Source organism: Arthrobacter sp. SDR-2R (assembly GCF_057747955.1).
Map to the genome: position 1 here is coordinate 2,667,009 of NZ_CM173231.1, position 24,026 is coordinate 2,691,034.

A 24,026-nucleotide genomic window follows, 5' to 3' on the forward strand; every position below is an offset into this window, starting at 1 on the left:
CATTTACGACGCCAACTGGCAGCCAGGAGGCAATGTTGGACAGCTCCGCGAGCTTGTGGAACACCTTCAGTGCGGCGTTCGCGCAGGCAAACGTACCCAACGTCACCTGGATCGAGATGCTGTTGTCCGTGGCGGCAGCCATCGGTCTGTCCATACCCCGCCGCAGCTGGCGCTACTTCGGGCTCCTCGCTACCACCACCCATGAGCTGGGTCACGCGTTCGCGGCCTTGACGTCCGGTCAGCGGCTGTCGGGAATCCGCCTCAGGCTTGACCATTCCGGAACCACCACCACTTACAGCAGGAGCCGGCTTGCAGCAGCATGGTCCTGCTTCTGGGGATATCCGGTACCGGCTATGGTCGGTGCCGCTTTCGTCTGCTGCGGCCTTGGCGGGTGGGGCCCGGCTGCCATGGCCGTGAGCCTGTTGGTCCTGGCCGCGTCGCTGATCTTCCTCCGCAACCTTGCCGGTTTCATCATCACTGCCGCCGCCATCGCCGGCGCGGCTGCCCTTACCTTCCTTGCACCGGCGCCAGTCGTGGGGCATGTGGCCGTCATCTTCGGTCTTGCACTCCTGGTGGCTGCTGTCCGTGACCTGCTCAAACTCACGAACGTCCACATCCGGCGTCGCGGAAGCCTTGGCAGCTCCGACGCCTACCTTCTGTACCGCGCCACCTCCGTCCCCTCCGGAGTCTGGATTGCTTTATTCACCCTCCTGGTTGCCGGAGCGTGGCTGGTTGCCTGGCAGCCCGTCTCGGCGATCCTCGGGGAAGGTGCCTGGAACGGATAGCCGGCGAATAGGCTTGTGGCATGAGCCAGGAAACGCACAGCACCCGTGGAGCCTATGTGACCGGCGGCACGGAGTTCACCCGGGACACCAATTACATCGAGGACCGGATCACCAGGGATGCCTCCCCGGGCAGCAAGGGCGAGCCGGGGTGGCCGGTGGAAGCCGGGCGCTACCGCCTCATCGCCGCCCGTGCCTGCCCGTGGGCAAACCGCACCGTCATTGTCCGCAGGCTGCTGGGCCTGGAAGAAGCGATTTCCCTGGGCCAGCCCGGCCCTACCCACGACGCTCGCTCCTGGACGTTCGACCTGGATCCCGGCGGAGTGGACCCCGTCCTGGGCATAGAGCGCCTCCAGGAGGCCTACTTCAAACGGTTCCCCGGCTATCCGCGGGGAATTACCGTGCCTGCCATCGTGGATGTACGCAGCGGTGAAGTCGTGACCAACAACTTCCCCCAGATCACCCTCGACTTCTCGACCGAGTGGACGGACTTCCACCGGGCAGGTGCGCCGCTGCTCTACCCTGGACACCTCCGCGACGAAATCGACCAGGTAAACAAGCGCGTCTTCACGGAGGTCAACAACGGCGTCTACCGCTGCGGTTTCGCGGGTTCCCAGGAAGCCTACGACTCGGCGTACGACCGGCTGTGGACTGCGCTGGACTGGCTTGAGGACCGCCTGTCCCGGCAGCGCTATCTGGTGGGCGACACCATCACCGAGGCGGATGTGCGCCTGTTCACCACGCTTGCCAGGTTCGACCCCGTGTACCACGGCCACTTCAAGTGCAACCGGCAGAAACTCAGTGAGATGCCGCATCTGTGGGGCTATGCACGGGACCTGTTCCAGACGCCGGGTTTCGGGGACACTATCGACTTCGTGCAAATCAAGCAGCACTACTACATCGTGCACGAGGACATTAATCCCACGGGCATTGTTCCGGCCGGTCCGGACCTGGGCGGTTGGCTGCAGGACCACGGCAGGGAATCGCTGGGGGGCCGGCCGTTTGGAGACGGCACGCCGCCCGGGCCGGTCCGGCCAGGCGAAGAGGTTGCGCCGGGACACGGCGCGTTGCGCTAGACAAACCTCGGGCAGGAAATCGCTTTCCTGCCTACACTGAGGGCATGCAGACATCTCTTGGTTCCGTGGCGCCAGGGGTACGAAAACGTCCTGGCCCTGTTTGAGTCGTTCCTCGCTGAGGACTCCCGGTACAGCGCACAACTCGCCTGCTACCACAACGGGATGCCGGTGGTGCGCCTGACGGGCGGCCCCGACATGGCTTCGGAAACCGTGACCGGGGCCTATTCCTGCTCCAAGGGCGTTGCCGCCATGGTCATCGCCCTGATGGGCCAGGATGGCGTCCTTGACCTGGATAAGGCAATGGTCCATTACTGACCGGAATTCGGTGGCCACGGAAAGGACAGGCTGCTGGTCCGGGAAGCGCTGTCGCATCAGGCAGGACTGATGGGCGTCGAGGGCGGATTCCGCCTGGATGAATTCACCACGTCCGCGGCCGCGGCGCGCCTTGCCGCTGCCGCTCCCGCCTGGGAGCCCGGGCGGCAGTTCGGCTACCACGCCCTGACCATCGGAATCCTTATGGAGGAGTTGTGCCGCCGCGTCGCGGGCGAGTCGCTGCAGGCCATGTACGACCGCAGGATCCGGCAGCCGCAGGACGTGGATTTCTTCCTGGGGCTCCCGGAGGAGCTGGAGCCACGGTACAGGGACGTCCTCTATGAAGAAGATCCCGGCCAGGGCTGGGTTGATCCACTCAGCCTCGAAGGCATGAACAGCAATGCGCCGGTCAGCACCGTCATGGAACTGCCGAACATCCGCGCCGTCCGGGCGGCCGGAATGTCCGCCGCCGGCGGTGTGGGCTCCGCTGAGGGCCTGGCGCGGTTGTACGCCGCTGCGACCACAGGCGTCGACGGGGACAAACCGTTCCTGGCGGCCCGGACGGTGGAGGCCATGACCCGGGAACAGGTGTGGGGCCTGGACCGCTCTTCAGGCCTGGACAACGCGTTTGCGGTCGTCTTCATGAAGCCCCACCCTTCCCGAAACTTTGGCAGCCACCGGGCCTTTGGACACGAGGGTGCCAACGCGGCGCTCGGTTTTGCGGATCCGGCCTACGGGCTTGGCTTTGGCTACATTCCACGCCGCCAGGAGGAGGGCCGGACGCCGGGAAGGGCGCATCGCCTGGCCGCCGAAGTGCGGCGTTCCGCAGCGGGCTTGTCCTGAAGGGCGCCCGGCCCTACTGTGGTCCGGATGGGCAACACTCAAGCACGACCGGATGCACGGTGGGCTCGGGGGACCCAACTTCTCAAACAATCGGTGGCGGGGCTCTCCGCTGCCTTTGCGGCGCAGCGCCTGCAGTTGGCTGCCAAAGCCGCGCTTGCCGCGGGCCTGGCGTTCGCCATCGCTCCGCTAATGCCGGGCGCGGCCTCGCACTATGCGTACTATGCGCCGCTGGGGGCCCTGGTGGCCATGTACCACAACGTCGCGGGCTCAGTGAAGCAGGGGGCGCAGGCCCTCGCGGGGCTGGCAATGGGAATCGGCCTTGCTTTCATTCTGGTCAGCCTTGCCCAACCCTCCCCGTTGACGGTGGCCCTGTTCATGGGAGTCGGTGTGCTCCTGGGCGGCTTGCCGGGTATCGGCTCGGGCCGTGACTGGATTCCGACGGCGGCCCTGCTGGTCCTGCTGGTGGGCGGAAGCAACGCGGACGATTTCTCCTTTGGCTACCTGGTCCAGATGGGTGCGGGCGTGGGCGTGGGGATCGCAGTCAATTTTCTGATCTTCCCGCCGCTGCACTTTGATGCAGCGGCTTCAAGCCTCGATGATCTCCGCCTCGCCCTTGGGCGGCAGCTTACGGACATGGGGGCGGCGATTACCGAAAAGTGGCCTCCGGAGCACGAGGACTGGGCGCGCCGGTCGGACGAACTGGCCGAAGCAGCTCGATCGGTGCGGCATCTGGTCAAGGAAGCCGATGCCAGCCGCCGCGCCAATCCCAGGCGGAAGCTGCACCCCAGGGACGTGGACAGGGACTACCGCGACCTGCGGGAACTGGAGCGGGTCACTTTCCATATCCAGGACATGACGGACGTGCTCTCGGACGTCATCTGGGAAAGCGACGCCCCCTACGATATCCCCCTGCAGGACAGTGAACCGCTTGCTGCCGCCATCACGGCCACCGGTGAGCTGCTGGCGTCCTACAGCGAAGCTGACGAACAGACCCAGAAACACCGCTTCGCCGCCGCGAAAGAGGCGGTGGACGCCTGCATGGCGGCCGCTGCAGGCAGGGAGGCAACCCAAGGCACCGTCCCTGCCTCCGAATCGGTCCTCCTCAGCCTCCACCGGATCCTGCGGGCAGTCCGCCCGCAGGACTAGTCCTGGCGCCGGGAACCGGGCTGGCTAGAGCGCGGCAACCGTCCCGCTGAAATGGCGGCGCCCGGAGCGGGGGCTCCAGGCGACAAAGCGCGAGTGTCTCCATGCCCCTGATCCGCTTTGTTCGGTGGCGATTTCCAGGGCAACCCGGGAGGGCAGGAACACCGGAGCCTCGAACTCCACGTCCCACGTGAAGGAGTCACCGCGGGCAGGGCCGACATCTGCGAGCGCACGCGAGGCCAAGTACATCCCGTGTGCTATCGAACGCCGCATGCCCAGCGCTTTTGCCGACAGCACGCTCAGGTGGATCGGGTTGAAATCCCCGGATACCGCGGCGTAGGCCCGCCCCGTGTCAACGCCCAGGTGCCACAGGGCCGTCGGGTCCGGCGGCGTGAAATCGGCCTTCGGTGGCAGCGCAGTAGGTTTGTCGATTCCCGGCAGGAACACGCCCTTGGCCAGGTAAGTGGAGACGCCCCGCCAATGCACATCCGGCGAGCCGGCAGGGCGCACTTCCGCTACCACGTCCACCTGCGTGCCGGAACGGTGCCCACGGAGGTTTTGCACCCAAGCGGTCATGTCCAGAACGTCCGTGAAGACCAATGGGGACCTTTGTTCGACGCTGTTGTGCAGGTGGATCATGCCCAGCAGGGGCAGCGGGAAGTCGTCGCGGTTAAGGACGCTCATGGCCAGCGGGAATACGATCGCGTGGATGAAACCGGCAGGCAGGACATCGCTTGCCGTCTCACCGATCAGGTGCTGGTAGGCCGTGAGGTTTTCCACCCCCACCACCACCCCCCTGACTTCATGGCTCTCGGCCGGGAGGACGGCGGAGTCATGTGTGCCCAGGAGCCTGCGCCGTGCCGCCTGGGCGGCGGCGTTGACGTAGAGCTTGGACAAGGACGGCATCTCGGCCAGGATCACCGGCTGTGCGAGCGTCATGCCCCCACCAGGTTTTGCCCGCACACCCGCAGCACCTCCCCGTTGATTCCGCCTGCGGCGTCGCTGGCGAGGAACGCTATGGTCTCGGCGACGTCGGAGGGCAGGCCGCCCTGCTGGAGTGAGTTCAACCGTCGTGCCACTTCACGGACGGCGAAGGGGATGCGCGCGGTCATGTCGGTTTCGATGAATCCGGGTGCCACCGCATTGATGGTGCCGCCCCGGGACGCGAGCAGCGGGGCGCTGGCACGGACCATTCCCATAACTCCCCCCTTGGATGCGGCGTAGTTGGTTTGTCCCCGGTTCCCGGCGATGCCGCTGGTGGAGGCAACAGAAACGATACGCGGCGAAGACCGGAAGTGTTCTGAGGCCAGCAGGGCCTCGTTGATCCGGAGTTGGGCGGCGATGTTGATGTTGATGACCTGGTTCCACCGCGCCTGGTCCATGTTGGCCAGCAGCTTGTCCCGCGTAACCCCGGCATTGTGCACCACGATGTCCAGACGTCCGTACCGCTGTATGGCGTGGTCGATGATCCGCCGGCCCGCGTCCGCTGCGGTGATGTCGAGCTGCAATGCCGTCGCGCGTACCTCATTGGCTACGGCCGCCAGCTGGTCTCCCGCTGCCGGAATGTCCACCAGGACCAGCGTGGCACCATCGCGGTGCAGCGTCCGGGCAATCTGCGCGCCGATGCCGCGGGCTGCGCCGGTAACTACTGCCACTTTTCCTGCAAGTGGCTCTTCCGGGTCGGCGGGCAGTGCGCCGTCCTCCGTTGAAACCGTGAGGAACTGTCCGTCCACGAACGCTGAACGGCCGGAGAGGAAGAACGTGATGGCACCGAGCGTGCTGGGGCTGGTGGAAGTGGTGCCATCAGCGAGGAGCACACCATTTCCGGTTGCTCCGGCACGCAGTTCCTTGGCAAGGGATCGCAGGAAGCCATCCACCCCCTGGCGTGCTGCTGCAGCGTCGGGAGTGGCAGCTTCCGCCGCCGGGCGGGACAAGGTGATGATCCGGCCCCCGGCCCGCAGGTCGCGGAGGGAACCCGCGGCCGCCAACACAGGCTTTTCCAGGTCCGCCGGGTGCCCGAGCTCATCGAGGACCAGGATGATGGCACCCAGTTTTTCGGCCGGAACGGCGTGCCGCCTGACATCGAGGTCCCAGGACAGCAGCTCGGCGGCAAGTTTGTCCGCGCCGGGGGTGTCGCCCAGGACAACGACAGGCCCGGTCACCAGGGGCTGCCCCGGCTCGTAGCGGCGCAGGACAGCGGGCTGCGGAAGGCCGAGTTTCTTTGCGAGGTTGCGGCCTACGCCGCTGTTGACCAGTTGTGCATATGTGTCAGCCATGCCGTCCCCTACAGAGATTCCAGGATCGCGACGACGCCCTGGCCGCCGGCTGCGCAGACGGACACCAGGCCGCGCGAAGGACGACCTGTGGACGCCGACTTGGCGTGGAGCATCTTGGCAAGCGTGCCGACAATGCGGCCGCCGGTCGCCGCAAACGGGTGGCCCGCTGCCAGCGAGGACCCGTTGACGTTCAGGCGCGAGCGGTCGATGCTGCCAAGAGCACCGTCCAGGCCGAGGCGGGTACGGCCGAATTCCTCGTCCTCCCACGCGGCCAGGGTGCTGAGGACAGTGGCGGCGAATGCTTCGTGGATTTCGAAGAAGTCGAAGTCCGCCAGCGTAAGGCCTTGGCGGGCAAGGAGCCTGGGCACAGCGAACACGGGGGCCATCAGCAGCCCGTCCTTGCCGTGGACAAAGTCCACGGCCGCAGCTTCAGCGTCCACCACTGCTGCCAGCTTCGGCAGGTCGCGGGCATCTGCCCACTCGTCGGACGCCAGCAGCACTGTGGAGGCACCATCGGTCAGTGGGGTCGAGTTTCCTGCCGTCATGGTTGCATCTGCCCCGAGGTTCCGGCCAAACACCGGCTTCAGGGACGCAAGCTTTTCCAGCGATGTATCGGCCCGCAGGTTGGCGTCCCGCGTCAGTCCGCGGTAGGGGGTCATGAGGTCATCGAAGAAGCCGGACTCGTAGGCGGCAGCCAGATTGTGGTGGCTGTTCAGCGCCAGTTCGTCCTGGGCTTCGCGGGAGATCTTCCATTGTGCCGTTGTGAGGGCCTGGTGTTCACCCATGCTCAGGCCGGTGCGGGGTTCTGCCGTGCCCGGGGCCAGCGGTGCCAGGTCCTTGGGCCGGAGGCGGCTCAGGATCTGCAGGCGCTGGGGAAGTGTCTTGGCGCGGTGAAGGTCCAGGATGACCTCGCGCAGCCCTTCGCTGACTACCACCGGCGCGTCGGAGGCTGAGTCCACGCCACCGGCAATGGCCGAGTCGATCTGCCCGAGCTTGATCTTGTTCGCCAGGCCCACCACCGTTTCAAGTCCCGTGGCGCAGGCCTGCTGGAGATCGTAGACCGGGGTCTCGGCGGAAAGTGCCGAGCCCAGCACGGCCTCCCGGGTGAGGTTGAAATCCCTGGAGTGCTTGAGTACGGCGCCGGCGGCCACCTGGCCCATCCGTTCGTCCTGGAGCCCAAAGCGTGCGATCAGTCCGTCCAGGGCAGCTGTAAGCATGTCCTGGTTGGAGGATTTTGCATAAGCGCCGCCGGCACGGGCGAACGGGATCCGGTTGGCCCCTACGATCACTGCCCTCCTGGTTGCCGGGACCCCGGCCGCGATTGATCCGTCGGGTGTGGGGGTGGACTGTCCGTCTGTGGACATGGATGGCTCCTCTGGTCACATGTGGTTACCGATACCCAGCGTACCTGATACGCTGGGTATCGTGAACTTTCAGGACACGCGCTTTCCAGCGACGGTTGAGCTGCCGTCTTCCGCCAGCTCTGACGGCCGTTCGGCGCGCTGGCAGAGCCACCGGGAGGAACGGCGCCGCGAACTCATCAAGCAGGCCCGCCGCGCTGTGCACGCACTGGGCAGCGACGCCTCCATGGAGGACATTGCAACGGCGGCAGGAACCTCGAAGTCGGTCTTTTACCGGTATTTCGGGGACAAGGCCGGACTGCAGCAGGCCGTGGGCGAAGTGGTCCTCAGCCAGATGCAGCACCGCATCCAGGAAGCAGCGCAAAGCGCTGTGACCCCCCGGGAAGGTTTACTGGCCATGGTCTCGGCATACCTGCAAATGGCGGACACCAGTCCCAACGTGTACACGTTCGTCACGAGCTATGCCCCCGGCGACCCCGCCAACCCGCCGCACCCGTCGGCGGCAGGCGGCCCGCTGGGCCACTTCTTTGACGCAATTGCGGACATGATCGCCACCCCCATGCGGTCGCACCTGGGCGACGACAGGGAAACCGTCATCGGCTACTGGCCCAAGGCGGCAATCGGCCTGGTGCGGAACGCCGGCGAACAATGGCTCAGCACTCCGGACTCCCCCTCCAAACCAAGCCAGGAGACCATGGCGCGCCAGATAACCGCCTGGCTGTGCGTGGGCATAGCCCCCGAACTCACTCCCGCCCCACCGACCACCAAGTTATCCGCCAAAGAAGGACTGTGACATGACTGACGTAGTGGACCGCCCCGCCCGCAAGGGGCTTCGCCCCGCGGCGACCCCTGCAGCCAAACCCGCAGGCAGCAGCCCTGCCCCCGCCGTCGACGTCGAGGCACTGGGCCGGCAGCTCCTGGGCAAGTGGGCCGACGTGCGGCTCCAGGCAAGGGACCTGGCCGCCAGGCCGGAACTGCACAAGACCGAGGGCCTGACGCACACCGAACACCGCGCCCGCGTGTTCGACCAGCTCAAATACCTTGTGGACAATGAAGCCGTGCACCGCGCCTTCCCGGCGGCACTGGGCGGTTCCGACGACCACGGCGGAAACATCGCCGGGTTCGAGGAGCTGGTGGTGGCTGACCCGTCCCTGCAGATCAAAGCCGGCGTCCAGTGGGGACTCTTTGGATCCGCGGTGATGCACCTGGGCACCGCAGACCACCACGCCAAATGGCTGCCGGGAATCATGAACCTCGAAATCCCCGGCTGCTTCGCCATGACAGAGACGGGCCATGGTTCGGACGTGGCCAGCATTGCCACCACCGCAACCTATGACCCCGCCGCCGGGGAATTCATCATCCACACCCCCTTCCGCGCCGCCTGGAAGGACTACATCGGCAACGCCGCCATCGATGGCCTGGGCGCCGTGGTGTTCGCCCAGCTGGTTACCCGCGGGGTTAACCACGGGGTGCATGCCTTCTACGTTGACCTGAGGGACCCCGCCACCAGGGAATTCCTGCCCGGGATCGGCGGGGAGGACGACGGCATCAAGGGCGGCCTGAACGGAATCGACAACGGCCGGCTGCACTTCACCAACGTCCGCATCCCGCGGACGAACCTCCTGAACCGGTACGGCAACGTCGATGCCGACGGGACCTACACGTCGCCCATCGCCAGCCCCGGCCGGCGCTTCTTCACCATGCTGGGAACGCTGGTGCAGGGCCGGGTGTCACTGGACGGTGCCGCCGTCGCAGCGTCCAAAGTGGCCCTGAAAGCAGCCATCCAGTACGCCACCGAACGCCGCCAGTTCAACGCCTCGTCGCACACGGAGGAAGAGGTCCTGCTCGACTACCAGCGGCACCAGCGGCGCCTCTTCACCCGGCTTGCCACCACTTACGCGGCCGGCTTTGCCCACGAGCAGCTCCTGCAGAAGTTCGACGATGTCTTCTCCGGTGCCCACGATACCGACGCGGACCGACAGGACCTGGAAACCCTGGCCGCAGCGCTGAAGCCGCTGAGCACCTGGCACGCCCTGGACACCTTGCAGGAATGCCGGGAAGCCTGCGGCGGCGCCGGCTTCCTGATTGAGAACCGGTTCGCATCACTGCGCGCCGACCTGGACGTGTATGCCACCTTCGAGGGCGACAACACGGTGTTGCTCCAACTGGTGGCCAAGCGTCTGCTGGCCGACTACGCCAAGGAATTCCGCAGCGTGGACTTCGGCGTGCTGGCCCGGTACGTGGTGAACCAGGCTGCCGGCGCAGCTGTCCACCGCACCGGACTGCGCCAGGTGGCCCAGTTCGTGGCCGACACCGGTTCGGTCCAAAAGGCTGCCATCGCGCTGCGGGACGAGGAAGGCCAGCGCGCCCTCCTTACCGACAGGGTGCAGACCATGGTGGCCGAGGCCGCGGCTGCTTTGAAGGGCAGCAAACGGCTGCCGCAGGACCAGGGCGCCGCCTTGTTCAACCGGCACCAGAACGAACTTATTGATGCCGCCCAGGCGCACGCCGAACTGCTGCAGTGGGAGGCGTTCACGGACGCCCTGCAGCAGGTGGACGACCCCGGAACCAGGAAGGTGCTGACCTGGCTGCGGGACCTATTCGGCCTGTCCCTGATCGAGAAGAACCTGGCCTGGTACCTCATGAACGGCCGGCTCTCCATGCAGCGGGCACGCACCGTGGGCGGGTACATCAACCGGCTGCTGGAGAGGATCCGGCCCCATGCCCTGGACCTGGTGGACGCCTTCGGGTACGGCGGGGATCATGTGCGGGCGGCCATCGCAACGGGCGCCGAGAAAACCCGGCAGGACGAGGCCCGGGCCTACTTCCGGAATGAAAGGGCAAGCGGGCAGTCGCCCGTGGACGAGAAAGTCCTGATTGCCAGGACGGCAGCGGCCCGGAAAGCCTGATCAGCCGCCGGCGCGCAGGCCCGGAAAGCACGACGGCGCCGCTCCCCCTGGCTGGGGAGCGGCGCCGTCGTTGTTGCCGTCCTTAGGCGTCCGTGGCGGTACGCTCAGCGGGCCGCAGGCAGCACCGAGCGGTAGACCTCAAGGGTGGTCTCCGTGATGGACTCCCAGGAGAAGTGCTTTTCGGCGCGCTCCCGGCCTGCCTCTCCCATTGCGCGGGCCCGTGCGGGATCGGATACCACCTCGGTGAGGGCCTCAGCGAACTCCTTGACGAACTTTTCAGGGTCCAGGGGCGTGCCGGTGCCGTCGGTCACCTGCTCCAGGTCCACCAGGAGTCCGGTCCGGCCGTGCTCAACCACCTCGGGGATACCGCCCGTGGCGCTGGCCACCACGGCTGCCCCGCAGGCCATGGCTTCGAGGTTGACGATGCCCAGCGGTTCATAGATGGACGGGCACGCGAAGGCGGTGGCATGGCTGAGCACCTGGATCAGCTCATGGCGCGGCAGCATCCGTTCGATCAGGACAACGCCTGTGCGCTGCTTCTGCAGCTCTTCGATGAGCGCTGCGGTTTCGGCTGCCAGTTCGGGGGTGTCCGCGGCGCCAAGGCACAGGACCAACTGAACATCGGCGGGAAGCTTCGCCGCCGCCCGCAGGAGGTAGGGGACGCCCTTCTGCCGTGTGTTTCTTCCCACAAAGACGACGCTTGGCTTGGCGGGGTCGATGCCCAGGGCGCGGACGGCGTCGTCGTTTTCATCACGCTGCCAAAGCTCCACGTCGATGCCGTTGTGGACCACGCGGACCTTTGTGGGATCCACGTTGGGGTAGCTGCGCAGGATGTCCTGGCGCATGCCCTCGGAGACGGCGATGATCGCCGCAGCCGCTCCATAGGCCGTCTTTTCCACCCAGGAGGACAGGGCGTAGCCGCCGCCGAGCTGCTCAGCCTTCCAAGGCCGCAGCGGCTCAAGGCTGTGCGCGCTGAGAACGTGCGGGATACCGTGCAGCAGGGAGGCCAGGTGCCCGGCCATGTTGGCGTACCAGGTGTGCGAATGGACCAGGTCCGCGCCTTGGACGTCGGGCACGATTCGCAGGTCGACGCCCAGGGTCTGCACCGCTGCGTTCGCCCCGCCCAGGTCCTCCGGGACCTGGTAGGACGTCACGGTCGCGCCATGGTAGTCGGCGTCGCGGGGAGCCCCAAAAGCACGAACCTGCAGGTCAACGTGCTTGCTAAGCACCCTGCTCAATTCGGCTACATGCACCCCGGCGCCACCGTAGATCTCCGGCGGGAACTCTTTAGTCACAATGTCTATTCGCACAAGACCCAAGGTAGTCCTTCACGCATAACTGTTCTAGTGTGAAGGAGTCCGGGCCTACCGGACTGTCTTGGGGAGTTACGAAGGCGTACAGGAGCGACCATCATGCCGTTAACGAAAAAAGTCCTGGCCATTGTCCTCGCAGGTGGCGAGGGAAACAGGCTGATGCCACTGACGGCAGACCGGGCAAAGCCCGCCGTGCCCTTCGCCGGCAGCTACCGCCTCATCGACTTCGCGCTGTCCAACCTGGTCAATTCCCGCTACCTCCAGATCGTGGTGCTGACGCAGTACAAGTCGCACAGCCTCGACCGGCACATCTCCGAGACGTGGCGGATGTCCACCCAGCTGGGCAACTACATCGCTTCGGTTCCCGCCCAGCAGCGCGTAGGCAAGAGCTGGTTCCTGGGCAGCGCCAACGCCATCTACCAGTCCCTGAACCTCATCCACGACGCCAACCCGGACATTGTTGTGGTGGTGGGCGCCGACCACGTGTACCGCATGGACTTCGCCCAGATGGTGGCACAGCACGTGAACAGCGGTGCCAAGGCAACGGTGGCGGCAGTGCGGCAGCCGCTGCACATGGCCGACCAGTTCGGCGTCATCGAAGTGGACCAGAACGATCCCCAGAAGATCGCCGCCTTCGTTGAGAAGCCGTCCTCCACGCCCGGCCTGGCTGCCGATCCTTCACAGTTCCTGGCCTCCATGGGCAACTACGTGTTCGACGCCGATGCCCTGGTGGCTGCGCTGCACGTGGACGCTGAGCGCCTGGACACCAAGCACGACATGGGCGGGGACATCATTCCCTACTTCGTCAACCGCGGCGAGGCCGGCGTTTACGACTTCACGCTCAACGACATCCCCGGCTCCACCGAACGCGACCGCACCTACTGGCGCGACGTTGGCACCATCGACTCCTTCTACGACGCCCACATGGACCTCATCTCCCCACTGCCGGTGTTCAATCTCTACAACTCCGAATGGCCCATCTACACGCGGCAAAGCATTTCCCCGCCGGCCAAGTTCGTCCGCGGCAAGAACAACACCGTGGGCACGGCGCTGGACTCGATCGTCTCCAGCGGCGTGGTGATCTCAGGCGGCGTGGTGGAAGGCTCCGTGCTGTCCAACGACGTATACGTGGCCACCAGCGGCAGGGTCATCGACTCGGTACTGATGGACAAGGTCCAGGTGGGCGAAGGGGCAGTGATCAACCGGGCCATCCTGGACAAGAACGTCAAGGTGCCAGCTGGTGCCGCAATCGGACTGGATCCGGACCTTGACCGCGCCCGCGGCTTCAAGGTCACCGATTCCGGCATCACTGTCCTTGCCAAGGGCCAGGAAGTCCCTGAGCCGGGCGAAGAGGAACGCCGGCTCGCTGCACGGCACCTCAGCCAGCTGCCCAACGCCGTGAAGGCCGCCACGGACCAGTACCCGAACATGCGCGAGGCCGCGGACAAGGTGGCTGACACGCACGCCGCCGCGGCCGCGGAAGCCGCGCCCGGCGCCAGGGTTTCCTGACCCCGGGCCCTCCCCAAAGGCATCCTGCAGGCCGGGACACCGCTGATGGTGTCCCGGCCTGCGGCGTACGCTGTAAAATTTTCCCAATGAGCTCCCCCGATCTGACCCCTGAGGACATCCAGGCCTGCCTCAAGGTCCTGAACACCATCCACGCCTATGACGAGGAGCATCCGGACTACATCTCTGTACGCCGCGCCACCGGAAAGATGTTCAAGGCCGTCAAGCGCCACCGCAGGGTCACCAAGCGCGACTCGATCGCCGACGCCGACCGGGCCGTCATTGCCCAGACGGCCACCGCCGCACCGGACCGGATCGATGACGAGACCCGCGGCAACAAGCTGGCGCCCTCAGCCACCGGCAAGATTGCGGGCCACCTCATCCGGTCCCGCCCCTGCTACATCTGCAAGCAGCACTACACGCAGGTGGACGCCTTCTACCACCAGCTCTGCCCCGAATGCGCTGCCTTCAGCCACAGCAAGCGCGACGCCCGGACCGACCTGACCGGCCGCCGCGCCCTGCTGACCGGGGGCCGCGCCAAGATCGGGATGTACATCGCCCTCCGGCTGCTGCGCGACGGGGCGCACACCACCATCACCACCCGCTTCCCCAAGGATGCGGCCCGGCGCTTCGCCGCCATGGAAGACAGCGGCGAGTGGCTGCACCGGCTCCGGATCGTGGGCATCGACCTGCGCGATCCTGCCCAGGTCATGGCACTGACCGACTCCCTCAACGAGGCCGGTCCACTGGACATCATCATCAACAACGCCGCCCAGACCGTGCGTCGCTCCGGCAACGCCTACAAGCCGCTGGTGGACGCCGAGGACGAGCCGCTGCCCGCGGCGCTTGAAGCGGCCAACGGCGGCCCCGAACTGCTGACCTTCGGCCATGCCCATGACAAGCACCCGCTGGCGCTTGCAGGCAGCGTCACCGAACATCCGGTCCTGGCCGGCGACGCCATCACATCACTGGCATTGTCCACCGGATCCGCGTCGCTGGAGCGGATCGCTTCGGGGACCGCCATCGACGCCGGCGGCCTGGTCCCGGACCTTGCCACCATCAACAGCTGGACCCAGGTGGTGGACGAAGTGGATCCCCTCGAGATGCTCGAGGTGCAGCTCTGCAACGTCACCGCGCCGTTCCTGTTGGTCAGCCGCCTGCGCGGGGCCATGAAGCGCTCCTCCGCACGGCGGAAATACATCGTGAACGTCTCAGCCATGGAGGGCCAGTTCTCCCGCGCCTACAAGGGCCCGGGACATCCGCACACCAACATGGCCAAAGCCGCGCTGAACATGATGACCCGCACCAGCGCCCAGGAGATGCTGGACACCGACGGCATCCTGATGACCGCGGTGGACACCGGCTGGATCACGGACGAACGTCCCCACTTCACCAAGGTCCGGCTCATGGAGGAAGGCTTCCACGCACCCCTGGACCTGGTAGACGGCGCGGCCCGCGTTTACGATCCAATCGTCATGGGCGAAAAGGGCGAGGACCAGTACGGTGTCTTCCTGAAGGATTACAAGCCCAGCCCTTGGTGAAGGGCGTATGCTCACCGCATGAGCAACGAGTCATCTACCCAAGTGCAGAACCTCGAACACCATGAATGCTGGGCCCTGTTGCGTACCGTATCCGTGGGCAGGCTGGCAGTACTGGTTGAGGGACGCCCGGACATCTTCCCGGTGAATTACACGGTGGACGGCGGCACGCTGGTCTTCCGGACCGGCCAGGGAACCAAACTCTCGGCGGCGACCGGCGACGATGCTGCAGTAGCCGTGGAGGCGGACGGTGTGGACGCCGACACGGGCCTGGCATGGAGCGTGGTGATCAAGGGCACCGCCGCCCTGGTCAAGAGCACCGAGGAGGTGCTGGAGACCTCCCGCCTGTACCTCTTCCCGTGGCAGTCGGGGCGGAAGGACGCATTCGTGCGCATCACCCCGGACTCAGTCACGGGCCGCCGCTTCAAGGTCACTGATCCGATGACATGGTGGACCCAGATCAGCAGCACCGCCAGGACGGCGCCGGAATAGAGCCGGCGGCCCGGGTTCCCCGGCGATGGAAGCCGGGGAACCTGACGTGGCTCAGGCGAGCTGCGTGATCTCCACGCTGACTTTCAAGGCGGACCCGCCGCCTCCGGACAGGATGCCCTTGAGCGGTGGCACGTCACGGTAATCCCGTCCGCGGGCCACCGTGACGTGGAAGTCGCCGGCGGGTTTGTGGTTGGTGGGATCCCAGCTGCGCCAGTCACCGTCCCACCATTCCAGCCACGCGTGCGACTGCCCGGCCACGGTCTCGCCGATGCCGGCGCTGGACCGCGGGTGCAGGTAGCCGGACACATAGCGGGCCGGAATGCCGCAGCTTCGCAGGGCACCGATGGCCAGGTGCGCCAGGTCCTGGCACACGCCCTGGCGCTGGCCCCAGGCTTCCTCCGCATTGGTGGTGACGGCGGTGGAGCCGGACATGTACGTCATCTCCCCCCGCATCCAGGCAAAGACGGCCATGGCGGCCTCGTGCGGGTTTTTCCCGGCCACGACGTCCGGGATGATGCCCAGCACTTCGTCGCCCGGCCCGCTTAGCCGGGACTGCGGCAGCCAGTCGCTGAACGCGTCCAGCGTCTCCGGGGAGGCAAGGACGTCCCAGCCCACGATGTCCGCTTCAGCCGGGATCTTCTCGGCACGGTGGACTTCCACCGTGATGTTGGAGACCACCTCAAGGTTCTCGTGCGGCATCTGCATGTCGAACGCGGTCACCCTGGTCCCCCAGTAATCGCGGTACGTGCTCACCGCCGCCTGGGACGGGGACACCTTCACCACGGACTCCAGGACCACCTGCTGCGAATCCGTCAGCGGCGTCATCCGGGCCTCGTTGTAGGACAGGGTCACCCGTTTGTTGTACTTGTAGGCCGTCCTGTGGACGATGCTCAACCGGGTCATGACACTTCTCCCACCCAGGCAAGTTCGTCCGCCTGATTGAAGTACTTACGGGAAATGGCATCCGAGGCCTGGGACACTGCCTTCTGTACACGCTCCATGTGCTCGGGCAGTTCGGACATGAGGTCATCCGTCCGGTGGAACTCAAGGAAGGTCCGGGCCTGCCCCACGATGCGGCGGGCGTCGTTGATGAAGCCCACCCGCTGCGCGGACGGGTCCAGCTTGGCCAGGCACTCGTCGGCGTCCCGCAGCGCGTAGACGATGGAGCGGGGGAACAGCCGGTCCAGCAGCAGGAACTCCGCGGCGTGCTGGTCCCCGAATGCCGCCCGGCGGGTGCGCAGGAAGGATTCATAGGCACCGGCGCAGCGCAGCATGTTGACCCAGGACATGCCGGCGGAGAGCACGTCGCGGGTGGACAGCATCCTGGCCGTCATGTCCGCGCGTTCCAGCGAACGGCCCAGGACCAGGAAGAGCCAGCTTTCGTCATGGCTCACTGTGGTGTCGGCAAGGCCGCTGACCATGGCGGTGCGCTCCAGGGTCCAGTTGCAGAAGCGGTAGGTGCCCACCACGTCCTTGCGGTGCTGGCTCAAGCCGTAATAGGTGGTGTTCAGGCTCTCCCAGAGGCCCGAGGACACGGTTTCGCGGGCACGGCGGGCATTCTCACGGGCAGCACCCAGGGAGCCGGCGATGGACGTGGCGCTGGTCTTGTCGTAGGCCAGGGCATGGAGCAGTTCCGGCAGGCCGAAGTCCTCGCTCTGCGGCCGGGCACCCATGACCGCCAGCAGTTCCTGGGCCACGCTCTTGCGCTCCTCCATGGGGAGGTGGTTCAGGCGTTCCAGGTGAACGTCAAGGATGCGGGCGGTTCCGTCCGCCCGTTCGACATAGCGGCCGATCCAAAACAGGGACTCGGCAATACGGCTAAGCATTCGCGGCTACCTCCAGCGTGCCCGGAACAGTGAAAGGGAAATGCCCGACGGCGGCGCGGCTCACTGCTGCTGCTCCGACTGGCGGTCGCGCCAGTTGCTTTCCACCGGCCACACGGAGACCCGTTCACGGACCGTGACGGACTGCCGGGGCACGGTTTCCACCGGCATCTGGGGTGAATCGGCCAGGACCCAGGTGTCCTTGGATCCGCCGCCCTGGCTGGAGTTGACGATCAGGGACCCTTCCTTCAGTGCCACGCGGGTCAGGCCGCCCGGGAGCACCCAGACGTTGTCGCCGTCGTTCACGGCAAAGGGCCGCAGGTCCACGTGCCTCGGGCCGAATTTGTCCCCGCCCAGGGTGGGAACGGTGGAGAGCTGCAGTACCGGCTGGGCAATCCAGCCGCGGGGGTCCGCGATGATCCGCTGCCGGAGGGCGTCCAGTTCGTCCTTGGAGGCATCCGGACCGATGACCAGGCCCTTGCCGCCGGAACCGTCAACGGGCTTGACCACCAGCTCCGCGAGGTTGTCCAGGGTGTACTCCCTGGCCTCCTTTTCCTCCAGGCGGAAGGTGTCCACGTTGGCGATGATGGGTTCCTCGCTGAGGTAGTAGCGGATCAGGTCAGGCACGTAACTGTAAACCAGTTTGTCGTCGGCCACGCCATTGCCCACCGCGTTGGCGATGGTGACGCCGCCGGCGCGGGCGGCATTCACCAGTCCGGGGCAGCCAAGCATGGAATCGGAGCGGAACTGGAGCGGGTCAAGGAAGTCGTCGTCGATCCGCTTGTAGATGACATCCACGCGCTGTTCACCGGCCGTGGTGCGCATGTAGACGCGGTTTCCGCGGCAGATCAGGTCGCGGCCCTCCACCAGCTCAACGCCCATCAGGCCGGCCAGGAGGGTGTGTTCGAAGTAGGCGCTGTTGAACACCCCAGGCGTCAGGACGACGACGGTGGGATCGTCCACGCCCGCGGGTGCGGTCTTGCGCAGGGCCGAGAGCAGGCGGCGCGGGTATTCCTCGACGGGCCGGATGAGCTGCTGGCCGAAGGCCTCGGGCAGGCCCTTGGCCATGGCACGCCGGTTCTCCAGCACGTAGCTGACGCCGGAAGGGACGCGGACATTGTCCTCCAGGACCCGGAAAGTGCCCGCGGCATCGCGGACCACGTCGATGCCGGAGATGTGGACCCGGACCCCGCCTGCCGGCTCGAAGCCGTGGACCTGCCGGTGGAAGTGGGCGCTGGTGGTCACCAGCTGGCGCGGGATCACGCCATCGGACACCACGGTCATCTTGTCGTAGACGTCGTTCAGGAAAGCTTCCAGGGCGCGGACGCGCTGGGCAACGCCCTTTTCCAGCACGTCCCATTCGGCCGCCGGGATGACCCGGGGAACGATGTCCAGCGGAAAGGGCCGCTCCTCGCCCGCGTAGTCGAACGTCACCCCGCGGTCCAGGAAGGTGCGGGCCATGGAGTCGGCGCGTGCGCTGACGTCCGCCAGGGAGAGCTTCCGGAGCGCGTCCGCCACCTGCCCGTACGAGTCCCTGGCCTGCTGCCCCGGGGCGAACATCTCGTCGTAGGCTCCGGTGCGGCCTGCGGCCTCGGAGTAATCCTGGAATAGGTCTGACATGTCCAATAGCCAACCATCTTTTTGTTTCGAATTCATTACTGCCATCCATTCTGGCGTGTTGGCGCCAATGGCCCGGTTCGTACTTTACGGGCACTGTCGGGCACAGTAGGAGAGTGCCAGTCAGCAGAATCCTTCCAGCGCCGGGCCACGGCGGTTCCGGACCCGGGATTGCCCGGCTGGTTCCGGGTCTGCTGACCGCCGCTGCCGCCGTCGCGGCGGCGTTCCTGGTGCATGGGCTGCTGCCGGCCCTTCCTGCCATGACCCTGGCCGTGGTCCTCGGCGTGCTCGCCGCCAACCTGCCCGGTGCCGGCGGCTGGACGGCGGGCCGGGCCCGCCCGGGACTGGACTTCGCCGGCAAGCACCTGATGCGCGGTGGAATCGTACTCCTTGGACTGAAGGTCAGTGTCATGGACGTCCTGGGCCTGGGGTGGCTGGCACTGGTCCTGATCGTGGGCGTCGTGGCCGCCAGTTTCGGCGGGACGTACGCGATCTCCCGCCTGTTCCGCCTCCCGCCCGTGACGTCACTGCTGGTGGCCACCGGATTCTCCATCTGCGGTGCCTCCGCCATTGGCGCCATAGCCGCGGTCCGGCGCATCCGGCATGTGGAAACCGTCCTGCCCGTGGCCCTGGTCACCCTTTGCGGGACGCTGGCCATCGGCGTCCTGCCCCTCCTCGCCCAGCCCCTGGGACTCACGGCCACAGTCTTCGGGGCGTGGACCGGCGCGTCGGTCCACGACGTGGGCCAGGTGGTGGCCACGGCGCAAACCGCAGGTACCGCTGCCCTGGCGGTCGCCGTCGTCGTTAAGCTCACCCGCGTGCTGCTGCTGGCGCCCGTCGCCGCCCTGGCGGGTGCGCATCACCGCAACGGCGTGCGGGCCTTGGGCGCCGAGGGCGTGACAGCGGAAATGCCTCCGCTGGTGCCGCTGTTCGTGGTGGGCTTTGTTGCCATGGTGGGCCTGCGCTCCACGGGCTGGCTGTCCGGCGGCTGGCTGGACCTCGGGACCACGCTGCAGGACATCCTGTTGGGTGCGGCCCTGTTTGGCCTTGGCTCTGCGGTGCGGATCCGCACCCTGCTCCACACCGGCGGGCAGGCACTCCTGGCGGCCCTCGCGTCCTGGCTCCTGATTGCCGTGCTGGGCCTGGGTGCCGCCTTCCTGATCGCCGGCTGAGCCAACGAATCAGCACCGTGATTAGATAGCCGGGTGTCACATGAGAATCTGCAGCGCCGTGAAGCCGCTGAACGTTCAGCACTTGTCCGCACCACCAGTTACGACATCTTCCTGGATGTGCGGCAGGCAGCGGATCCGGCGGTCCCCGGGTACACCAGCCGCAGCGTCATCACCTTCACCGCAAACCCCGGTGCCACCACGTTCCTGGATTTCATCGGCAGCGACGTGCACAGCGTGTTCCTCAACGGCAAGGGGTTGCGGGTGGACGACGTGGTGGACGGCGCACGGATCCGGCTGGACAACCTGCGGGCCGAAAACCAGGTCACGGTCACCGGAACAGCGCTGTACAGCCGCTCCGGCGAAGGCATGCACCGGTTCGTGGACCCCGCGGACGGCCAGTGCTACCTGTACACGCAGTACGAGCCCGCCGATGCCCGCCGGGTCTTCGCGAACTTCGAACAGCCCGACCTGAAGGCAACCTTCACCTTCCATGTGATGGCCCCTGCCGGGTGGCAGGTTGCCTCCAACGGCGCCGAGGCCAACCGCACCCTGCTGACCAGCGATCCGGCCACCGCGTGCTGGGACTTCGCCACCACCCTGCCCATGTCCACGTACATCACCACGGTCCTGGCCGGTCCGTATTTCAAGGCCGAGGACCGCTGGCAGGCCACGCTCGACGACGGCACCAGCCTGGACGTCCCGCTCGCCCTCTACTGCCGCGCGTCCATGGCGGACTCCTTCGACACCGCGCAGCTCTTCAGCCTGACCAAGAAGGGCCTCGACTTCTTCAACCGCCTCTTCGACTTTCCCTACCCCTGGGGCAAGTACGACCAGGCGTTCGTCCCCGAATACAACCTCGGCGCCATGGAGAACCCGGGGCTCGTCACCTTCACGGAGAGCTACGTGTTCACGTCGCGGGCCACGGACGCCCAGTACCAGGCGCGGGCTAACACGCTCATGCACGAGATGGCGCACATGTGGTTCGGCGACCTGGTGACCATGCAGTGGTGGGATGACCTGTGGCTGAAGGAATCCTTTGCGGACTACATGGGAACGCTCGGTGTTGACCGGGCCACGGACTGGGACACGGCCTGGGTCAACTTCGCCAACAAACGCAAGGCATGGGCCTACGTGCAGGACCAGCTCCCCACCACGCATCCCATCGTGGCGGACATCCCGGACCTTGAGGCTGCCAAACAGAACTTCGACGGGATTACCTACGCCAAGGGCGCCTCGGTCCTCAAGCAGCTGGTGGCCTACGTCGGCTTCGACGCCTTCATCGCCGGGTCGCGGGAGTACTTCCGGAAGCACGCCTACGGCAACACATCCCTGGCCGACCTCCTCGCGGCCTTGGCTGCCGCCTCGGGGCGGGACCTGTCCGAATGGGCCCGGCAGTGGCTGCAGACCTCCGGAATTTCCCGCTTGTCCCTGGACCTCGGATCCGCCGGCGGGAAGGACGACGACGGCGTGCCGGGCCGGGTGGCCATCGTCCAGGAAGCAGTGGACCCGGTGACGGGACGTGAGGAGCTGCGCCCCCACCGCCTCCGGGTGGGCTCCTACGATTTTGACCCCGACGGCGCACTGGTGCGGACCGGAAGCATCGAAACGGACGTGGCCGGCGCGCGGACCGGGCTCCCCCAGCTCGCCGGGCGGCCGCGGCCGGCACTCCTGCTGGTCAATGACGAGGACCTGACGTACGCCAAGGTGCGGCTTGATCCGGTGTCGGAAGCCACGGTCCGTGCATCCCTGGACCGGATCAAGGACCCCATGGCCCGCGCCCTCTGCTGGACTGCACTGTGGAATTCCGCCCGCGACGGCGAAAGCCCGGCGAGCCAATATGTTGACGCCGTGGCCGCCTTCGGTCCCGCTGAGACGGGCATCGGGGTGCTGCTGAATATCCTGGACAATGCAACTACCGCCGTCGAACGCTACACCCCGGCGGACACCCGTGACAGTGTTCGTGCTTCCTTCCTGGCGGCAGCCATAGCGGAGCTGGACCGGGCGGTCCCGGGCTCCGACGCGCAGCTTGCCTGGGCGCGCACCCTTGCCACCCTCAGCCGGCACGATGCAGCAGCGCTCCCCCGGCTCCGCGGCCTGCTGGACGGCACGTTCCCCGTGGAGGGCCTGGCGGTGGACGCCGAGCTGCGCTGGCAGCTCTGGCATGCGCTGGCCGCCAACGGGCAGGCCAGCGCGGCCGGGCTCGACGCCGAGCTGGCGCGGGACACCACGGCCTCAGGCCGGGCCGGACACGCAACTGCCATGGCATCCCGCCCCGACCCGGAGGTCAAGGCAGCAGCCTGGCAGGCCGCGGTCCAGGGGAATGAGCTCTCCAACCAGCTCCTCACCGCCACCATCACCGGCTTCACCACCGCGCCGCCGGCCTTGTTGGAGCCGTACGTGGAGCCGTACTTCGACTGCCTGCGCACTGTCTGGGATGAGCGCAGCATCGAAATCGCCAGCCGGATTGTCCGCGGACTCTATCCCGCAGCGCAGGACCTGGCGGCGGGCACACGCCCCGAAGACCACCCGGTGGTCCGCCGGACGGACGACTGGCTGGCCGCCAACCCCGGCGCACCGCACGCCCTGCGCAGGATCATCATCGAGCAGCGCAGCCACCTGCTGCGGGGACTCACCGCGCAGGCCGCCGGGTAATCTGAGCGCTAACCGCGGTGCCAATGGACCCGTCTTGCGCAGTGAAGGCCGGGGCCGGTGCGCACGGGCGGTCCCTGCGCATCGAACCCTAAGGCCAGGGCGCTGCCCGGTTACGGGACCCTATGGAGCCATTCCCTGGTGCCGAACTTGGCGGCCACCCGTTCCTCGGCGGCCGCCAGTTCGTGTCCCGCCAGCTCTGACGGCGTTGCCCCGTAACGCTCGCTGAAGACCGCCATCATCGCCTCGATGATCGACGTGCGTGCCAGGCCAGTCTGGCGCCGCAGCGGGTCCACCCGCTTCTTGGCGCTGCGGGTGCCCTTGTCGGAGAGCTTCTCCTTGCCGATCCGCAGGACCTCCACCATTTTGTCGGCGTCGATGTCATAGCTCATGGTGACATGGTGGAGCATGCCGCCATTGGCCAGGCGCTTCTGTGCGGCGCCGCCGATTTTTCCCTGGTCCGTGGCAATGTCATTAAGCGGGATGTAGAAGGCGTTGATGCCAAGCCGTTCCAGTGCGGCCATGACCCACGCGTCCAGGAAGGGGTAGGAATCGGCGAAGCTGAGCCCGTCCACCAGGGTCTGCGGCAGGTAGAGCGAATACGTGATGCAGTTGCCGGCCTCCATGAACATCGCTCCCCCGCCGCTGATCCGGCGGACCACGTTGATGCCATGCCTGGCGACGCCGTCGGGGTCCACCTCGTTCTGCACGGACTGGAAACTGCCGATGACCACGGACGGCTCCTGCCAGTCCCAGAACCGCAGCGTGGGCGTGCGAGCCCCCGCGCCGACGGCCTCGGTGAGCACCTCGTCCAGGGCAACGTTGATTTCGGTGGGAAGCACGGTAGGCGCAATGACGTTCCACTCGTGGTCTCCCCAGGAGGTTGCCTTGGCCAGGGCACGGCGGACGGTGACGGCAACGGCGTCCGCGGAGAAGCCGAACAGCACGGCTCCGGCCGGCAGTGCGGCCGTGACGGCGGCTGCGAGGTCCTTGGCGGGCGCGGTGTCCGGCAGGCCGGTCAGTGCGCGGTTCATGTCCTCCAGTGCCTCGTCCGGCTCCAGGAAAAAGTCCCCGCTGACGGAGACGCCGGACAAGGCACCGTCCACCACGGCCAGGTCAACCACCACGAGCTTGCCGCCCGGAACCTTGTACTCGCCGTGCAGGCGCTGGTTGCTGGCGGCATCATGGGCAGGAATATGCGGCTCGGTCATGCT

18 protein-coding genes and 1 pseudogene are annotated in these 24,026 nt (G+C 66.7%); 11 read left to right on the top strand and 8 right to left on the bottom strand.

What is annotated here, in order from left to right:
* Positions 1–32 precede the first annotated feature (32 nt).
* The 4 genes and pseudogenes from AC3ANU_RS12430 (at position 33) to AC3ANU_RS12445 (ending at position 4,159) form a co-directional block, all read left to right on the top strand.
* Positions 33–785, top strand: a complete 753-nt coding sequence (locus tag AC3ANU_RS12430) for a M50 family metallopeptidase (protein ID WP_488314611.1) — start codon at positions 33–35, stop codon at positions 783–785.
* 20 nt (positions 786–805) lie between these two features.
* Complete coding sequence (locus tag AC3ANU_RS12435; RefSeq protein WP_488314612.1) at positions 806–1,858, top strand: glutathione S-transferase family protein; 1,053 nt, start codon at positions 806–808, stop codon at positions 1,856–1,858.
* Positions 1,859–1,902: 44 nt separating this feature from the next.
* Positions 1,903–3,013: pseudogene (locus tag AC3ANU_RS12440) on the top strand (serine hydrolase domain-containing protein).
* A 93-nt stretch (positions 3,014–3,106) separates the two neighbouring features.
* Positions 3,107–4,159, top strand: a complete 1,053-nt coding sequence (locus tag AC3ANU_RS12445; protein ID WP_018771143.1) for an FUSC family protein — start codon at positions 3,107–3,109, stop codon at positions 4,157–4,159.
* 24 nt (positions 4,160–4,183) lie between these two features.
* Here the strand turns inward: AC3ANU_RS12445 and AC3ANU_RS12450 are convergent, their stop codons facing one another.
* From AC3ANU_RS12450 to AC3ANU_RS12460, 3 genes are read right to left on the bottom strand one after another with little or no spacing between them, the layout of a single operon-like run.
* Entirely contained in the window at positions 4,184–5,095 is a 912-nt protein-coding gene (locus AC3ANU_RS12450; RefSeq protein WP_488314613.1) for a MaoC family dehydratase, read from the bottom strand.
* Positions 5,092–6,432, bottom strand: a complete 1,341-nt coding sequence (locus AC3ANU_RS12455) for a 3-oxoacyl-ACP reductase (protein ID WP_488314614.1) — start codon at positions 6,430–6,432, stop codon at positions 5,092–5,094. The genes AC3ANU_RS12450 and AC3ANU_RS12455 overlap by 4 nt, the downstream gene beginning before the upstream one ends.
* An 8-nt stretch (positions 6,433–6,440) precedes the next feature.
* Entirely contained in the window at positions 6,441–7,796 is a 1,356-nt protein-coding gene (locus AC3ANU_RS12460; RefSeq protein WP_018771146.1) for an acetyl-CoA C-acetyltransferase, read from the bottom strand.
* A 19-nt stretch (positions 7,797–7,815) separates the two neighbouring features.
* On the opposite strand from AC3ANU_RS12460, the gene AC3ANU_RS12465 reads away from it, so the two are divergent.
* Positions 7,816–8,586 carry a TetR family transcriptional regulator gene (locus AC3ANU_RS12465; protein ID WP_196804786.1) on the top strand — a complete coding sequence of 257 codons (771 nt, stop codon included), beginning with the start codon at positions 7,816–7,818 and terminating at the stop codon, positions 8,584–8,586.
* A gap of 1 nt (position 8,587) precedes the next feature.
* The gene (locus tag AC3ANU_RS12470) at positions 8,588–10,702 is read left to right on the top strand and encodes an acyl-CoA dehydrogenase family protein (RefSeq protein WP_018771148.1); all 2,115 of its coding nucleotides are present in this window, start codon (positions 8,588–8,590) and stop codon (positions 10,700–10,702) included.
* Positions 10,703–10,806: 104 nt separating this feature from the next.
* On the opposite strand, the gene glgA is transcribed toward AC3ANU_RS12470, so the two are convergent.
* Positions 10,807–12,012, bottom strand: coding sequence for a glycogen synthase (gene glgA / locus AC3ANU_RS12475; RefSeq protein WP_488314615.1), 1,206 nt, complete (start codon positions 12,010–12,012; stop codon positions 10,807–10,809).
* A gap of 102 nt (positions 12,013–12,114) precedes the next feature.
* Between glgA and glgC the strand changes: the two genes are divergently transcribed.
* The 3 genes from glgC (at position 12,115) to AC3ANU_RS12490 (ending at position 15,551) form a co-directional block, all read left to right on the top strand.
* Positions 12,115–13,524, top strand: a complete 1,410-nt coding sequence (gene glgC, locus AC3ANU_RS12480) for a glucose-1-phosphate adenylyltransferase (RefSeq protein WP_018771150.1) — start codon at positions 12,115–12,117, stop codon at positions 13,522–13,524.
* Positions 13,525–13,610: 86 nt separating this feature from the next.
* Complete coding sequence (locus AC3ANU_RS12485) at positions 13,611–15,062, top strand: SDR family NAD(P)-dependent oxidoreductase (RefSeq protein ID WP_056390307.1); 1,452 nt, start codon at positions 13,611–13,613, stop codon at positions 15,060–15,062.
* An 18-nt stretch (positions 15,063–15,080) separates the two neighbouring features.
* The gene (locus AC3ANU_RS12490; protein WP_026266057.1) at positions 15,081–15,551 is read left to right on the top strand and encodes a pyridoxamine 5'-phosphate oxidase family protein; all 471 of its coding nucleotides are present in this window, start codon (positions 15,081–15,083) and stop codon (positions 15,549–15,551) included.
* A gap of 51 nt (positions 15,552–15,602) precedes the next feature.
* Here AC3ANU_RS12490 and AC3ANU_RS12495 read toward each other — a convergent pair whose 3' ends face one another.
* From AC3ANU_RS12495 to AC3ANU_RS12505, 3 genes are read right to left on the bottom strand one after another with little or no spacing between them, the layout of a single operon-like run.
* Positions 15,603–16,454 (bottom strand): transglutaminase family protein, encoded by an 852-nt coding sequence (locus AC3ANU_RS12495; RefSeq protein ID WP_018771153.1) that lies wholly within the window; start codon positions 16,452–16,454, stop codon positions 15,603–15,605.
* Positions 16,451–17,377, bottom strand: a complete 927-nt coding sequence (locus AC3ANU_RS12500) for an alpha-E domain-containing protein (protein ID WP_013600945.1) — start codon at positions 17,375–17,377, stop codon at positions 16,451–16,453. Before AC3ANU_RS12500 ends, AC3ANU_RS12495 begins: the two co-directional genes overlap by 4 nt.
* 60 nt (positions 17,378–17,437) lie before the next feature.
* Positions 17,438–18,994: a circularly permuted type 2 ATP-grasp protein gene (locus tag AC3ANU_RS12505; protein WP_056390300.1), complete on the bottom strand. Its 1,557-nt coding sequence runs from the start codon at positions 18,992–18,994 to the stop codon at positions 17,438–17,440.
* A 113-nt stretch (positions 18,995–19,107) separates the two neighbouring features.
* Between AC3ANU_RS12505 and AC3ANU_RS12510 the strand changes: the two genes are divergently transcribed.
* Positions 19,108–20,163, top strand: a complete 1,056-nt coding sequence (locus AC3ANU_RS12510) for a YeiH family protein (RefSeq protein ID WP_488314616.1) — start codon at positions 19,108–19,110, stop codon at positions 20,161–20,163.
* A 33-nt stretch (positions 20,164–20,196) separates the two neighbouring features.
* Positions 20,197–22,815: an aminopeptidase N gene (gene pepN / locus AC3ANU_RS12515; RefSeq protein ID WP_488314617.1), complete on the top strand. Its 2,619-nt coding sequence runs from the start codon at positions 20,197–20,199 to the stop codon at positions 22,813–22,815.
* A 110-nt stretch (positions 22,816–22,925) separates the two neighbouring features.
* Here pepN and lplAB read toward each other — a convergent pair whose 3' ends face one another.
* Entirely contained in the window at positions 22,926–24,023 is a 1,098-nt protein-coding gene (lplAB, locus tag AC3ANU_RS12520) for a lipoate-protein ligase LplAB (RefSeq protein ID WP_488314618.1), read from the bottom strand.
* Between the last annotated feature and the right edge of the window lie 3 nt (positions 24,024–24,026).